At 62.9% G+C, this 13,619-nt stretch carries 15 protein-coding genes and 1 pseudogene; 11 read left to right on the forward strand and 5 right to left on the reverse strand.

The window, feature by feature from the left end:
* Positions 1-57 precede the first annotated feature (57 nt).
* The 4 genes and pseudogenes from U5805_RS01680 to U5805_RS01695 form a co-directional block, all read left to right on the forward strand.
* A complete protein-coding gene (locus U5805_RS01680) occupies positions 58-831 on the forward strand; it encodes an alpha/beta hydrolase (RefSeq protein WP_322101687.1) in 774 nt (257 codons plus the stop codon).
* 116 nt (positions 832-947) lie between these two features.
* Positions 948-1,397 carry a hypothetical protein gene (locus U5805_RS01685; protein ID WP_322101688.1) on the forward strand — a complete coding sequence of 150 codons (450 nt, stop codon included), beginning with the start codon at positions 948-950 and terminating at the stop codon, positions 1,395-1,397.
* 202 nt (positions 1,398-1,599) lie between these two features.
* A complete protein-coding gene (locus U5805_RS01690; RefSeq protein WP_415914516.1) occupies positions 1,600-2,241 on the forward strand; it encodes an H-NS family nucleoid-associated regulatory protein in 642 nt (213 codons plus the stop codon).
* A gap of 433 nt (positions 2,242-2,674) precedes the next feature.
* A pseudogene (locus U5805_RS01695) lies at positions 2,675-2,911 on the forward strand (GntR family transcriptional regulator); the annotation flags it as partial.
* A gap of 6 nt (positions 2,912-2,917) precedes the next feature.
* On the opposite strand, the gene U5805_RS01700 reads toward U5805_RS01695, so the two are convergent.
* Entirely contained in the window at positions 2,918-3,949 is a 1,032-nt protein-coding gene (locus tag U5805_RS01700) for an AraC family transcriptional regulator (protein ID WP_322101690.1), read from the reverse strand.
* A 142-nt stretch (positions 3,950-4,091) separates the two neighbouring features.
* Here U5805_RS01700 and U5805_RS01705 point away from each other — a divergent pair, with 142 nt between their 5' ends.
* From U5805_RS01705 to U5805_RS01730, 6 genes are all read left to right on the forward strand, one after another.
* Complete coding sequence (locus U5805_RS01705; protein WP_322101691.1) at positions 4,092-5,045, forward strand: 3-keto-5-aminohexanoate cleavage protein; 954 nt, start codon at positions 4,092-4,094, stop codon at positions 5,043-5,045.
* Between the two features lie 80 nt (positions 5,046-5,125).
* The gene (locus U5805_RS01710) at positions 5,126-6,472 is read left to right on the forward strand and encodes an MFS transporter (RefSeq protein ID WP_322101692.1); all 1,347 of its coding nucleotides are present in this window, start codon (positions 5,126-5,128) and stop codon (positions 6,470-6,472) included.
* Between the two features lie 11 nt (positions 6,473-6,483).
* Positions 6,484-7,602 (forward strand): SMP-30/gluconolactonase/LRE family protein, encoded by a 1,119-nt coding sequence (locus U5805_RS01715; protein ID WP_322101693.1) that lies wholly within the window; start codon positions 6,484-6,486, stop codon positions 7,600-7,602.
* Between the two features lie 33 nt (positions 7,603-7,635).
* Positions 7,636-8,427, forward strand: a complete 792-nt coding sequence (locus U5805_RS01720; RefSeq protein WP_322101694.1) for an SDR family oxidoreductase — start codon at positions 7,636-7,638, stop codon at positions 8,425-8,427.
* Positions 8,428-8,443: 16 nt separating this feature from the next.
* Positions 8,444-9,184, forward strand: coding sequence for a 3-oxoacyl-[acyl-carrier-protein] reductase (fabG, locus tag U5805_RS01725; RefSeq protein ID WP_322101695.1), 741 nt, complete (start codon positions 8,444-8,446; stop codon positions 9,182-9,184).
* A 72-nt stretch (positions 9,185-9,256) separates the two neighbouring features.
* Entirely contained in the window at positions 9,257-9,583 is a 327-nt protein-coding gene (locus U5805_RS01730) for a hypothetical protein (protein WP_322101696.1), read from the forward strand.
* Between the two features lie 51 nt (positions 9,584-9,634).
* Here the strand turns inward: U5805_RS01730 and U5805_RS01735 are convergent, their stop codons facing one another.
* The 4 genes from U5805_RS01735 to U5805_RS01750 all read right to left on the reverse strand — a co-directional run bounded on the left by U5805_RS01735 (position 9,635) and on the right by U5805_RS01750 (position 12,253).
* Positions 9,635-9,940: an H-NS histone family protein gene (locus tag U5805_RS01735; protein ID WP_322101697.1), complete on the reverse strand. Its 306-nt coding sequence runs from the start codon at positions 9,938-9,940 to the stop codon at positions 9,635-9,637.
* A gap of 95 nt (positions 9,941-10,035) precedes the next feature.
* Positions 10,036-11,034, reverse strand: a complete 999-nt coding sequence (locus U5805_RS01740) for a LysR family transcriptional regulator (RefSeq protein WP_322101698.1) — start codon at positions 11,032-11,034, stop codon at positions 10,036-10,038.
* A gap of 111 nt (positions 11,035-11,145) precedes the next feature.
* Positions 11,146-11,817, reverse strand: a complete 672-nt coding sequence (locus U5805_RS01745) for a DUF1028 domain-containing protein (protein ID WP_322101699.1) — start codon at positions 11,815-11,817, stop codon at positions 11,146-11,148.
* 22 nt (positions 11,818-11,839) lie between these two features.
* A complete protein-coding gene (locus U5805_RS01750; RefSeq protein WP_322101700.1) occupies positions 11,840-12,253 on the reverse strand; it encodes a RidA family protein in 414 nt (137 codons plus the stop codon).
* 334 nt (positions 12,254-12,587) lie between these two features.
* Between U5805_RS01750 and U5805_RS01755 the strand changes: the two genes are divergently transcribed.
* Positions 12,588-13,613, forward strand: a complete 1,026-nt coding sequence (locus tag U5805_RS01755) for a polyamine ABC transporter substrate-binding protein (protein ID WP_322101701.1) — start codon at positions 12,588-12,590, stop codon at positions 13,611-13,613.
* The last annotated feature ends 6 nt before the right edge of the window (positions 13,614-13,619 follow it).

A 13,619-nucleotide genomic window follows, 5' to 3' on the forward strand; every position in this document is an offset into this window, starting at 1 on the left:
GTGCCTGTGACGCGCGATCTTGCGCGATTCGACATGTTTCGCTACCAGGAGATTGAAATGGCATTCCGTTTGCCCGCCAAGGCATTGCTCGCGCTCTCGATCGCACTCGCAGGCCACGCCGCGTGGGCCGATTCCGCACTCGGCGCGCCCGTGAAAAACGTGGTGCTCGTGCATGGACTGTACGCCGACGGATCGAGTTGGGAGAAAGTCATTCCGCTGTTGCAGGCAAAAGGATTGCATGTGACTTCGGTGCAGAATCCGACCACGTCGCTCGACGCGGACGTCGACGCCGTGAAGCGCGCGCTCGCGCAGCAAGACGGCCCGACGCTGCTCGTCGCGCACTCGTACGGCGGCATGGTCATCTCGCAGGCCGGCGACGATCCCAAGGTTTCGGGCCTCGTTTATATCGCGGCGCGCGCGCCCGACGCGGGCGAGGATTACCCCGCGCTCACGCATAAATTTCCCGCCGCGCCTGCTTCGGCCGGGCTGCAATGGTCGGGCGACTACGCGAAGCTTTCCGAATCCGCTTTCGTGAAGGACTTCGCGGGCGACTTGCCCGCGGCGCAGGCCGAAGCGTATTTCGCCGTTCAGCAACCGATGGGCCGCGCGATCACCATGGCGAAAACGACGGTGGCCGCCTGGCACGACAAGCCCACCTGGTACGCGGTGTCCACGCAAGATCGCACCATCAACCCCGATCTCGAACGCTTCATGGCGCAGCGCATGAAAGCGCATACGGTGGAAATCGACTCGAGCCACGTGTCGCTGCTTTCGCATCCGCAGCAAGTCGCCGATCTGATTCTGGAAGCGGCGGGACAGCCCGGACAATGACGGCGCCGCGCGAATCGACCGGTTTGCGCGCAAAGAGTCAAAGAAAATGAAAAGCCTCGAAAATTTTTCGAGGCTTTTTTGCATTCATTGACCAGGACGACGAATGCGATTCCGGTGTGAACTTCGCCGATCCCGAGCGTTCGCGACTCATGTACGATGCGAGAAGGGAACGCGAGAAGGAACGCAAGAAGGAACGCGGCGCGCGGCAAGCGGTGTGCAACGACAAGGGAGCACTTATGGATTCGTCAGGCCGTGGGTCGATCGACGCCACAACCGAAGCGCTGGCAACGTTATCGGAATATCTGGAGCGCTCGCTCGATGCGGGCGCGAGTTTGATCCTGGTGCGCTCGCGCAGCGAGAAAAGCGACGTCTATCTCGGCGACGCGAGCGAAGCGCAAACTGACTGGCGGCGTTGCGGCGTGATTCAGAATGCGATGGTCGGAAAGATTCTGGAAGCAACGAACTCGGGCTTCAACGAGCTGACTATCGGCAACCAGACTTATCGGTTTAATCGTTCGTTTACTCAGGTTGCAGATCATGGCGCAGTGGTTTTTTCGCCTTCTTAAGGGCGAAAAAACCACATTTCATCTCTCGATGTGGCATAGTGCGTCAAATTAACTGACTTCCTGAACAGGGAATAACAAAGGAATCTACAGGAATATGGCGACGCTCGAATCGATACAGGCAAAAATCGCAAAGCTTCAGGCTCAAGCTGAAACCCTGGCGGCGACGAAATCGACTGCCGTACTCGAAAAAATTCGCGACCTCATGCATAAGCACGGGCTGACGCTCGGCGATATCGAAGCGCATGTCGGCAAGCGTCGTGGCCGCAAACCCGGCTCGGCCGCGGCGAAAAAGAGCGGCCCGGCGGCAAAGTACCAGGACCCGAAATCGGGCGCAACGTGGTCGGGTTATGGCCGCGCGCCGGGCTGGATCGCCGGCGCGAAAGACCGCACGAAGTTTCTGATCGACGGCGGTGCAAAGACCGTTGCGCCGGTCAAGAAAGCGGCGGCGAAGAAGGCCGGCAACTATGCACGCGGCCCGCAGCCGGCGCTGTATCGCGATCCGGCAAGCGGCGCGACGTGGAGCGGCCGTGGCCCGGCGCCCGCATGGCTGGCCGGCGCGAAGGACCGCACGAAATTCCTGATCGCCAAGCCCGAAGGCGCTGCGGCAAAAACGGCCAACGCGGCTGCGCCCGCGAAGAAGGCGGCGGCGCAAAAGACGGTTGCCGGGAAAGTCGCGAAGAAAACCACGGCAAAGAAGGCCGTTGCGAAGAAGGCTGTTGCGAAGAAAGCGGCGGCGAGGAAGGCTCCGGTAGCGAAAAAGGCAGCCGTCAATGCCGCGCCGGCAACGGTGGGCAACGCGGCGCCGGCCGGTGCCGAAACGGGCGCTGCCACGCCGGCTGCCTAAGTTCACTGCGATTTAATCGCGGCTTCATCAAAGCCGCTTACGCGCCTCATTCGTGAAAATGGATGAGGCGCGCGTCGTTTTTATTCGGGTTTTCTGCAAGGCAGAAACGTTCGTTTTCTAACTGACACGTTTGAACTTGCTCGGTCCCCGGTGGTTTTATATTTCGTATCGTTCGCTCATTGGCGCAGGCAAGCGCAGATAAATCAGCGCAATGGCAATGCATGCCGGCGGATCGGAATGAGCGCGACGAGTTGTTATATAAATCGCCGAGATCGTTCCATTGAAGGCGATGGCGCACCCACCGCTAATGCGATGCGGCGACGCTTGCCCCACGATGTCTGCATTAGCGCGCAGACCGCGATTCTCGACCGCACAACGATCGCCAGAGCGGCGACTTAAACGGCGCGCTCGCACGGCGCGTCGTTGCGAGAAACACGACGAAGTGACCGAGCGCATACGCATCGTGCGGCGGCCGACTTCCTGAAACCGCATCGCACCAGTACGATTTACGACGAGCACGCGAAGCTATTGAATCCGATCGAGCGAAAGAAGCTTGCCGAAGCCGGCATTCTGCTGCGCGCGCACATTACGCAGCGCAAGCTCGAAGTGCGCAAGATCACGCTGTCCATGCATCGCCGACGCGCGCGGCACGAAGCTGGCTTTCGTGAGCGGAAACTCACTCCTCGTCGCGAATCTCGCCGGGCCCTTTGCCCGTCCATCGCTTGAGCGCGCGGCGGAAATTCGCCGTGTCGCTGAAACCGACCAGCATGGCCACGTCGTCGGTGCTGAGCCGGGTCGTGCGCAAATATTCGGTGGCGAGCGAGCAGCGCACGTCGTCGACGATGGCGACAAACGACGTGCCTTCCGATTCCAGACGCCGCCGCAAGGTGCGGCTCGTCATCTTCAAGGCTTCGGCGACCGTTTCCATGCTGGGAAATTCTCCGGGTTTGCGCATCAGCACCTGATACACCTCGCCCGAAACCCCCGACGACGTTTTTGCCTGGCCGATGAGCCGGTCGCAGGTTTCCTGCAACAGCGCGGCGGAGTGACGATGCGCGAGATAAGGCTTGATTTCGAGGATCGCGCTGTCGTAAATGAGCTGGCATTCGTCGGCGCCGAATTCGCACGGGCAGCCCAGATACCGCGGATAAACGGCCGCATGCGCCGGCTCGGGATACGAGAAGCGCGCGAGGATCGGCGGGCAGCTTCGGCCCGCCACGTCCTGCAAATGCGTGACGTGCTGCGTGTACTGCTGCTCGAGCAAAAACTGCTGGACGTCGTGCGAAAAAATGGACGAAAACGCGTCGGGGAACGTCCAGACGGAAGTCTCCGGATATTCGTGCCATTCGATCGTGAGGGTCGGCGTGGCGAGCCGATGATATTTCACGCCGAGCCGGAAATAATCGCGCAGCGAAAGACACGACATCAGCGCATAACCATACATGCCGTAAGCGGCCAGATGAAGGCGCGCGCCCGTCTTGAACGGCGTGGCGGGGTCGCGCGACAGGCGCACGGCGTTGCCGCACACGGCCGCGTATTGCCGCACGGAAGTGAGCGCGGCGGCGTCGTAAATCTCGTCGGGCGCCACGCCGCTGCCCTTCAGGCTCACCTCCGGCGCAATGCCTTGCTCGGCCAGCACTTCGACCAGTGCCGCGATTTTGTAAGGCGCGTAAATGCGCTCGTTCAAGAGCGGAAATTTCGACGACACGGCGGTTCCTTTCGGTGTCCTCCGGGGACACCAGCTTGTCCGAAAAAGACCTTACGCACGAAATCGTATCTCACTACTATTCCGGTAACAAGAGACGGGTCCGCACGGCACGCGCGCGGACCGCCAATTTCCGGAGACAGGTATGCCCATTCCCGCGCAATCGCGTTCGAGCAACAAGGTCATCATCACGTGCGCGGTGACCGGATCGGCGCATGTGCCCTCGATGTCGGAGTATTTGCCGCTCACGCCCGAGGACATCAAAACGCAGGCGCTCGAAGCCGCCGAGGCCGGCGCCGCCATTCTTCATCTGCATGCGCGCGACCCGCGCGACGGCCGCCCCACGCCCGCGCCCGAGGTGTTCCGCCAGTTCGTGCCGGCCATTGCCGCGCAAACCGACGCGGTCATCAACATCTCCACGGGCGGCAGCACGCGCATGTCGCTCGACGACCGGCTCGCTTACGCGCGCGTGGCGAAGCCCGAGATGTGCTCGCTCAACATGGGCTCGATGAATTTTTCGCTGCATCCCGTCGCGGCCAAAATGACTTCATGGCGATTCGACTGGGAGAAGGACTACGTGGAAGGCATGGAGGACATGATCTTTCGTAATACCTTTCGCGACATCAAAAATATTCTCACCGAGTTTCGCGAGCACGGCACGCGCTTCGAATTCGAGTGCTACGACGTGGGGCATTTGCATAGCCTCGCGCATTTCGTCGATATCGGCCTTGTCGAGCCGCCGTTCTTCATTCAGTCGGTCGTGGGCATTCTGGGCGGCATTGGCGCGGACCCGGAAAATCTCGCCGTGATGCGCGCGACGGCGGACCGCCTGTTCGGCCGCGAAAACTACCATTTTTCCGTGCTGGGCGCGGGGCGCCACCAGATGTCGCTCGTCACGATGGGCGCGATCCTGGGCGGCAACGTGCGCGTCGGTCTGGAAGACAGCGTGTACCTCTCCAAAGGCGTGAAAGCGAAATCGAACGCGGAGCAGGTGCGAAAGATTCGCCGCATTCTGGAGGAGCTTTCGTTTGAAATCGCCACGCCGGCCGAAGCGCGCGCGATGCTGGGATTGAAAGGGCGCGACAACGTTTCGCTCTAACGCAGGGTTTTTTCCCGTGGCGCTGCACGCAGCGCATAGCCACATAACAACGACAAGCGGGAATATTTCTGGAGACACCCATGACTGCCGCTACTGTTGATTCAAGCCTCGGAGAGACGCACTGGCTCGCCACGCGCAAGGCGATGGCGAGGCTGCTGCCCTTGATGTGCGCCATTTACTTCATGTCGTTCATCGACCGTACCAACGTCGCGCTTGCCAAGACCGCGCTCGCCGCCGATCTGGGCATCAGCGCGGCGGCGTACGGTTTGGGCGCGGGCATTTTCTTTATCGGCTACGCGCTGCTCGAAGTGCCGAGCAATCTGGCCGCGCACCGCTTCGGGCCGCGCGGCTGGATCGCGCGCATTGCCGTGACGTGGGGCGCGTTGTCGACGGCCATGATGTTCGTGCAAGGGCCGTGGTCGTTCTACGTGCTGCGCGTGCTGCTCGGCATTGCCGAAGCCGGGCTGTTTCCCGCGCTGATGTACATGGTGACGCTGTGGTTCGCGCCGAAGGACCGGCCCGTTGCCGTCGGCTGGATTTATACGGCGCCTTCGCTTGCGCTCATTATCGGCAATCCGCTTGGCGCGGCGCTGATGCAGCTCGGCGGAACGGGCGGCCTGCACGGCTGGCAGTGGATGTTTCTGCTCGAAGGCGTACCGACGATTCTGGTGGGCATCGTGCTGTATTTCACCTTGCCGAACCGGCCTTCCGAAGTCCGATGGCTGTCCGCGCAGGAAGCGCAGGCGCTGGAAACGCATGCGGTGATCGACACGCACGGTCATGCGGAACTCACTTCGGCGGACTGGGTGGCCGCGCTCAAGCGCCCGACCACGATCCTCATTGCGCTGATCTACTTTCTCAATCAAGTGGCGTTCGTCGGGCTGTATTTCTTCACGCCGTCGATCGTCGCGCAGATGCACGTGAGTTCGCCGTTGCTCGTGGGCGTATTGTCGAGCAGTGTCGGCATCGGCTTTCTCGTGGGCGTGTTGACGCTGCCGCGCATTCATCGCCGCGTGCGCAACGAATGCGGCTTTCTCGGCGTGTTGACGGCGGGCGTGGTGGTCAGCGCGTGCGCGTTTATCGTCACGCACAATCAGGCCGCGCAGATTGTGTTGCTCGGCATCACGGGCTTCTTCGCGGGCGGCATCCTGCCTTCGTACTGGGCCGTGGCGATGAAGCGCCTGCAAGGCGTGCAGGCCGCCGCGGGCCTCGCGTTCATCAATACGGTGGGCCTCCTGGGCGGCTTTGTCGGACCTTACCTCTTCGGGCTTGCCGAGACGATGACCGGCAGAAGCGACGCCGGGTTCAACGTGGTCGTGGCGGCTTCGGTGCTGGGGCTCGTGCTGGTGCCGCTGCTAGCGAAGGCCATTCAGGTCGCCGAACGCCCCGCCGTGGCCGCGAATGCCGCCGGCATGAACGCGCGGTAGAGAGGCGATGAATGAATCCCATCGAACATTTCACGCTCGACCCGAGGACGATCCGCACGGTCGGTAAGAACCTGCAACGCCCCGAGTGTTTGCTGGCGCGGCGCGACGGGTCGCTGATCGTGGCGGACGCGCGCGGCGGCGTCATGCGGATCGACGCAACGGGCGCACAAACGCTCGTCTTGCCGAAGCAGTCGGGGGATGGCGCGAGTGCCGCGGCTGCAAACGACGGACCCAAAAACGACGGACCCAAAAACGGCGGACCCGAAGACGACGGACCGGAGGGCGACGGACCCAAAAACGACGCGCCGGCGAGCGACGGCCTCACGAGCGGCTCGCTGCCGAACGGCCTCGCGCTCGATGCGCACGGCAACGTGATTGTCGCGAACATCGGCACGGACCGCGTGGAGCTTCTCACGCGCGCGGGCGAATTGCGCGTGTTGCTCGACGCGATCGACGGCAAGCCGCTGGGCAAGGTCAATTTCGTCTTGAGAGACAGCAAGGATCGTCTCTGGATCACGGTTTCCACGCGCGTGAATCCGTGGCCGAATGCGATTCGCTCGACGCTGGCCGACGGCTATATCGTGCTCATCGACGCGCGCGGCGCGCGTATCGTCGCGGACGGCCTGGCGTTCGCCAACGAATTGCGCTTCGACGCGCAAGAAAGGTTTCTGTACGTGGCCGAAACCACGGCGAAGCGCGTCAGCCGCTTTCGCGTGAAGGACAGCGGCGAACTTGGCCCGCGCGAGACCTACGGCCCGAGTCAGTTGGGCGCGGGCCTGATCGACGGATTCGCATTCGACGCCTACGGCAACCTGTGGTGCGCGATGATCTTCGCGGACCGGCTCGTGGCCATCGCCCCGAACGGCGATCTCCACACGCTCATGGACGACGGCGACAAAGCCGCGACGGCGCGCTTCGAAGCGGCGTTCGCGACCGGCGAGATCGTTCCCATGCCGGTGATCGAACAAACGGGCGGCACGATCGCGCCGTGGATCACCAGCGTGACCTTTGGCGGCCCCGACCTCAAAACCGTTTATCTCGGCTCGCTCAAAGGGAGTACGATTCCGTGTTTCGATGCGCCCGTTGCGGGCTTGCCCATGATTCACTGGCAGGACGCCGCCCGGGATTAATCAGGATGACAAAACAATTGGCCGGTGCTACCCATGAACACTTTTGAACTGCTGAAACCCCGCCCCGGTTTGCGCGTGCTCGTCTCGGGCGCGGCCGCGGGGATTGGCGCCGCGATTGCCGACGCTTTCGTGCAAGCCGATGCGCAGGTGTATATCTGCGACGTGAATCAGGCGGCGATCGACCAGGCCGTGGCGCGCAATCCCCGGTTGCACGCGGGCGTGGCCGATGTCGGTCAGCGCGAGCAGGTCGACCGCGTGATCGACGACGCGCTCGCGAAGCTGGGCGGCCTGGACATTCTCGTCAACAACGCGGGCATTGCCGGTCCCACGGGCGAAGTCGAGTCGATGGAGCCGGACGACTGGGAGCGCACCATCGCGACCAATCTGAACAGCCAATATTACTTCTTGCGCCGCGCCGTGCCGGCGCTCAAGGCAAGCTCGGACTGCGCGGGCATCATCGCCATGTCGTCGGTGGCGGGGCGGCTGGGCTACGCGTTTCGCACGCCGTACGCAGCGACCAAATGGGCGATTGTGGGGCTCGTGAAGTCGCTGGCCGTCGAACTGGGGCCGAGCAATATTCGCGTCAACGCCATTTTGCCCGGCGTCGTGCAGGGCGAGCGCATGGACCGCGTGATCGCGGCGCGCGCGCAATCGACCGGCGTGACCTTCGACGCCATGAAGGATGACTACCTCAAGAAGATTTCGCTGCGCCGCATGGTCACCGTGGACGACATCGCGGCCATGGCGCTATTTCTCGCCTCGCCTGCGGGCATGAACATCTCGGGACAAGCCATCAGCGTCGATGGCAATGTCGAGTACCTCTAACGAAAAAAACATTGCAATGAGATTAAAAGGGAAAGTGGCGATCGTTACGGGCGCGGGCCAGGGCATCGGCGCCGCCACCGCATTGAAATTCGCGCGCGAGGGCGCCGTTGTCGCGGTGTGCGATCTCAACGGAAGCGCGGTGACGTCGGTTGTTTCGGCGTGTCGCGAGGCGGGGGCGGCGGCGATGGGCTTCACGCTCGATATCGCGGATCGCGCGGCCGTCGACGCCGTGGTCGAATCGGTGCTGGCGCAGTTCGAACGTATCGACGTGCTCGTGAACAACGCGGGCATCACGCGCGACGCGCGCTTGCAGAAGATGACGCTGGAGCAGTTCGATCAGGTCATCGACGTGAATCTGCGCGGCGTTTTTCACGCTACGCAGGCCGTGGCCGACTGCATGGTGAGGCAGGAGGCCGGCGTGATTCTCAACGCGAGTTCGGTGGTCGGCCTCTACGGCAATTTCGGCCAGACCAACTATGCAGCGGCGAAGTTCGGCGTGATCGGCTTCACCAAGACGTGGAGCCGCGAGCTGGGTCCGAAGGGCATACGCGTCAACGCCGTTGCGCCGGGCTTTATCGACACGCCGATTCTTTCGACCGTGCCCGACGAGGTGATCGAAAAAATGCGCAGCCAGGTGCCGTTGCGCCGCCTGGGCACGCCTGAGGAAATCGCCAATATCTACGCGTTTCTCGCCAGCGACGAGGCGAGTTATATCAACGGCGCGGTGATCGAGGCTTCGGGCGGCATGACGCTTTAGGCCGCCTTCGGCTTCGCTTTCGACGAATTGCATCGCACACCTGAGTTTTTCAAGCGCTTTGTCGAGCGATACATGCTGTATCAGGTGCAGGGCGACGCGGCGGCGCTCGCGCACACGAAGGCTTCGGCGTTCCCGGACGAGCATTTCCAGCGCGAATGGGCCGGGCTGAACGCCGCCGGTCAGGCCGTGGTCGCGATGCTCGCGCGCGGCGAAACCGACATGCACGGCGCGGCGGGGCTGAAACGGTTGAGCGAATTGACGGGCAAGAGCGCCACCAAGAACACGGCGGCGCAGGCGCTGCGCCGCCTTCACCAGAAGAATCTGGTCACGCGGCTTGCGATGGGCGACTATCGCATCGAGGACGAAGCGTTCGCCGAATGGGTGCGCCGCCGTCCATGAGCGCCGCACGCGCCCTGTTGAATGCGGCGAGTTTTGCTTGCCGCGCGGCGCTCAAGCGTCGATCAGGAATTTCGAGCGGTCCGGCTCGTCCTTGATCCAGTTCGGCGGTTTGCCGCGCCCGGACCACTCGCTGCCGGAAACCGGGTCGCGATATTTGGCGGGCGCTTTCGTTTTGGCCGCTTGCGCCGACTGCTGCGCCTGGGCGATCGGGCCGCGAATCTCGTCGAAAGCGATGCGGTGCAGCTTCATCTTTCGGACGATTTCGTCCAGCACATTGAGCCGCTCTTCCTTGAACGCGGCCTCGAGTTGCGTTTCGAGTTGCTGCCGCTGGGCAAGAAGTTCCTTGAGGTCGGACATCGTTTGGCAGGGTAGTTGAAGAATTCCCGCCGATTTTAACCCGTTCGCGGCCGCGCGCTCGCGAATCGGCCCGCCTTTGCCGCGCTGCGGCGAATTCAGGCCGCGCGCACGTGGCTCGGCACGACGCTGAGCCCGTTGAGCGGCGTGAGGTGCGGATCGAAATAGCTGGCGGCGCTCATGCCCGGAATGTACTGGTCGGAAATGTAGGCGCGGCAGCGCTGCATGAACACCTGCGCGAGCCGCGGGCGCCTGGCGGGCGCGTAGGTCGCGAGCCCCAGCAGCATCGGACGATGTTCGCCCGCGAGGCGCAGGCGGGTGAAACGCTTGCCGTCCAGCGACTGGTTCGACTTCGGCCGCACGTTGAACAGCGCATAGCCGATGCCGTTGCTCACCAGCGAGCGCACGACGTCCTCCGAGCGCGAGCGCGCCACGATCTGCGGCTCCACGCCGGCTTGCGCGAACAGCGAAAGAAAATAGTCGCGGCTCATCGGCAGATCGAGCAGCACCATGGGTTGCGGCGCGAGTTCGCCCAGCGTGACCGCGCTTTGCTGCGCAAGCGGATTCAGCTCGCTCACGAGTACATGCGGCGGAAGCTGGCACAGCACTTCGAATTCCACTTCCTCGCTCAGTTCGAGATCGTAAGTGATGGCCACGTCGATCTCGCCGTTATGGAGCTTGTCGATCAATTCGCGCTGGTCGCCTTCCACCAGTTGCACGTCGATCTTGTTGAACGCCCGCTTGAAACCGAAGATGACCTCGGGCGCGATCATCGGCGTGAGCGACTGGAAACAGCCCACGCGCAGCACGCCTTGCATGGCCTCGCTCGAATCGGACGCAATTTCATAAAGCCGCGACGCGCGTTCGAGAAGTTGTTCGCACTCCTGCATGACTTGCGCGCCCACGGGCGTCAGCGTCATGCCTTTCGACGGATGGCGGATGAACAACTGAACGCCGAGTTCCGTTTCCATGTGAGCGATGGCGGCGGAGATCGACGGGGCGGAAATATGAATGTGGCTGGACGCGATGGCGATACTTCCGTACCGGGCGGCGGCGAGGAAGTATTCCATTTGACGCAGGGAAATGCGATTCAGCATGAGTGGGGCAGGATAAAACGGAGTGGAACGCCACCGGGAAGATCCAGCACCGGTTAAGCGATCATCGCACAAAGCGCCTGTGCCCGACACCGCGTCAAAAATCGCCGGCCGTCACAAATCGCCGGGCACGCCGAAGCTGGGCGCGGCGCGCGGGTCGCGCGCGCGCATGATGTAGTCGGCCACCTGCGGCGCGTAGACCTGCCACGCCGCGTAGAGCGCTTCCACCGGGCATTCGTCGAGCCAGTCCATGCGCAAGTCCACCATCGGCCAGTCCAGCTCGCCGCAAACCAGCAAGCCCGCCGAGTGTACTGGCCCTGCTTCGCCGCCGGCCGCTTCGCCGGCGAGCATCGCCTGCATCAAGCGTTCGGCGAGCGGGCCGCTCGCGCGCTCGAAGGCGGCGAGCATGGCAGCGGGCACGTCGAGCGAGGCCAGCATGTTGCCCGCGCACGCAGCGTGTTCGCCCGTCGCGCTCGCGAGGGTGCCGAGCGCGTTCGCACCGGTAAAGACGGCGGGCGGGCGCTGCGCGTCGATCGTCATCAACTGGCGGTAGTCGATAAACGGCTGGCGGCGCAGCGTGTCGATGGCCTGCGCCGGAGATTCGCCCGCGGCCATCAGGTCGAGCGCCTGCGCGCCCAGCGCGGGATCGGTGATGTTCTGGCTCGCGGCCGCGCCCACGCCGGCGCGCACGCGAATGCAGCGCGCCGCCACCGCCGGCGACGACGACGCCACCGCCGCGCCGAACTGGCCCGTCTGCGGGCAGCGGGCAATGATCGAGAAGGTCATGAAGATAGCCGTGCTTCAAGAATCAGTCGGGAATCACGGCGGTCGCGTCGACTTCGACGAGCCACTCCGGGCGCGCCAGCGCCGACACCACGATGCCGGTGGAAACCGGGAACACGCCCTTGAGCCATTTGCCGACCACGCGATAGACCTCTTCGCGATAGCGCGGGTCCGTGATGTAGATGGTGATCTTGCAGATGTCCTCGATCTCGCCGCCCGCTTCCTTCAACAACAGGGCGATGTTCGACATGGCCTGTTCGGTTTGGCCGGCCGCGTCGCCGATGCACACGCTTTCAGAAGTGTCGAGGTTCTGGCCGATCTGGCCGCGCAGAAAGACGAACTGGCCGCGCGCGACCACCGCCTGGCACAAATCGTTGTCGAGCTTTTGTTCGGGGTAGGTGGCTTTGGTATTGAAGGTGCGAATGCGGGTGTGTTTCATGGCGCGATTTGAACGAGGAGATCGACGGAGCACGCGCTGGGGCGGGCGGCAAGGCCACGGCCGCCGCGTGCGACGGATCAAATGGTCGGTCAGACGGGCGGCGCTGCCAATTTGGTTTTTCCGGGGCGGTGTCTCAGCTTTGCTGAGAGCGCCGTTGCGTCGAGCGAAAACGCGGTCAAAAAAGCTCGCGTCAGAAATTGCGATCCAGGCCTGCGGAAAAGGCAACTTGGTGATCCAGATCAACTATTTCACTATTCGCCTGTACCTGAACAAACCCGCTTTCGAGCCACGGGCGCGGCGGACGCGATTCTCCAATCAACCTACGGGATATCGAGTGATCAAGAAACTACTCACAGCCAGCATTGCGCTCAGCGCGCTGATTGCAGGCACCGCGAGCGCCGAAGACGCGCTGGTCGTCAGCACCTGGGGCGGCAACTTCCGCGACATGATCGACCAGACGGTCGGCCAGGAATTCACGAAGGAAACGGGCGTGCCGGTGAAGTACGTGACGGGCGGCACCATCGACCGGCTGAACAAGGCGAAGCTCGCCAAGACGCCCGAAAGCGACGTGACGGTCACCACTTCGCAGGTGGGCTGGCTCTACGTGAACAGCAATCTGTTCGAGAAGCTCGACATGAGCAAGCTCCCGAACTACTCGCATCTCGTGGATCAGGCGAAGCTGAGCCCTTATCACATCGGCACGTGGGCGTATGTCTACACGATCGGCTATCGCACCGACATGGTTCCGCCCAGCATGAAGTTCAATAGCTGGAACGATCTGTGGAATCCGGCGCTCAAGGGCAAGATTTCCGCGCCGGACTGGGACCCGAGCCACATCATCACCGTGGCGGCGGTGCTCTCGGGCGGCGACGCGAAGAACTGGCAAAAGGGCGAGGACAAGCTCAAGGCGCTCAAGCCGAACTTCAAGGCTTTCTATACCGACGACGCCAACGGCGAGCAACTGATTCAGACCGGCGAGACGCCCGTGGAAGTGCTGCTTTCGATGAATGCGTACTACCAGATCGGGCAAGGCGTGCCGATCAAGGTCGTGATTCCGAAGGAAGGCGCGATTCTGGGCGTGGACAGCATGGGCATCATGAAGGGCACGAAAAAAGCCGAACTCGCCTACAAGTTCATGAATATCGCGCTCTCGCCCGCGGTGCAGGCGAAGATCGTGGCGCTGGAAAAGGCGAGCCCGGTGGTCGACAACGCGACCGTCGCCCCGGCCGACGCCGCGCTGCCCGGCGTGTTCACCACGCGCGACCAGTGGAACAAGCAGACCATCGTGATCGACTCGAAACTGCGCGCGGAACTCACGCCCGCGTGGCGCAAGTGGTTTGCCGAAAACATCATGAATTGAGGCAGG

The organism is Paraburkholderia sp. J41 (genome assembly GCF_905220235.1).
GTDB lineage: Bacteria > Pseudomonadota > Gammaproteobacteria > Burkholderiales > Burkholderiaceae > Paraburkholderia.

Coding starts and splice junctions, on each gene's coding strand:
- U5805_RS01680 (WP_322101687.1), top strand. CDS start 58: ATGGCATTCCGTTTGCCCGCCAAGGCATTGCTCGCGCTCTCGATCGCA.
- U5805_RS01690 (WP_415914516.1), top strand. CDS start 1,600: ATGCATAAGCACGGGCTGACGCTCGGCGATATCGAAGCGCATGTCGGC.
- U5805_RS01705 (WP_322101691.1), top strand. CDS start 4,092: ATGCCCATTCCCGCGCAATCGCGTTCGAGCAACAAGGTCATCATCACG.
- U5805_RS01710 (WP_322101692.1), top strand. CDS start 5,126: ATGACTGCCGCTACTGTTGATTCAAGCCTCGGAGAGACGCACTGGCTC.
- U5805_RS01715 (WP_322101693.1), top strand. CDS start 6,484: ATGAATCCCATCGAACATTTCACGCTCGACCCGAGGACGATCCGCACG.
- U5805_RS01720 (WP_322101694.1), top strand. CDS start 7,636: ATGAACACTTTTGAACTGCTGAAACCCCGCCCCGGTTTGCGCGTGCTC.
- fabG (WP_322101695.1), top strand. CDS start 8,444: ATGAGATTAAAAGGGAAAGTGGCGATCGTTACGGGCGCGGGCCAGGGC.
- U5805_RS01730 (WP_322101696.1), top strand. CDS start 9,257: ATGCTGTATCAGGTGCAGGGCGACGCGGCGGCGCTCGCGCACACGAAG.
- U5805_RS01735 (WP_322101697.1), bottom strand. CDS start 9,940: ATGTCCGACCTCAAGGAACTTCTTGCCCAGCGGCAGCAACTCGAAACG.
- U5805_RS01740 (WP_322101698.1), bottom strand. CDS start 11,034: ATGCTGAATCGCATTTCCCTGCGTCAAATGGAATACTTCCTCGCCGCC.
- U5805_RS01745 (WP_322101699.1), bottom strand. CDS start 11,817: ATGACCTTCTCGATCATTGCCCGCTGCCCGCAGACGGGCCAGTTCGGC.
- U5805_RS01750 (WP_322101700.1), bottom strand. CDS start 12,253: ATGAAACACACCCGCATTCGCACCTTCAATACCAAAGCCACCTACCCC.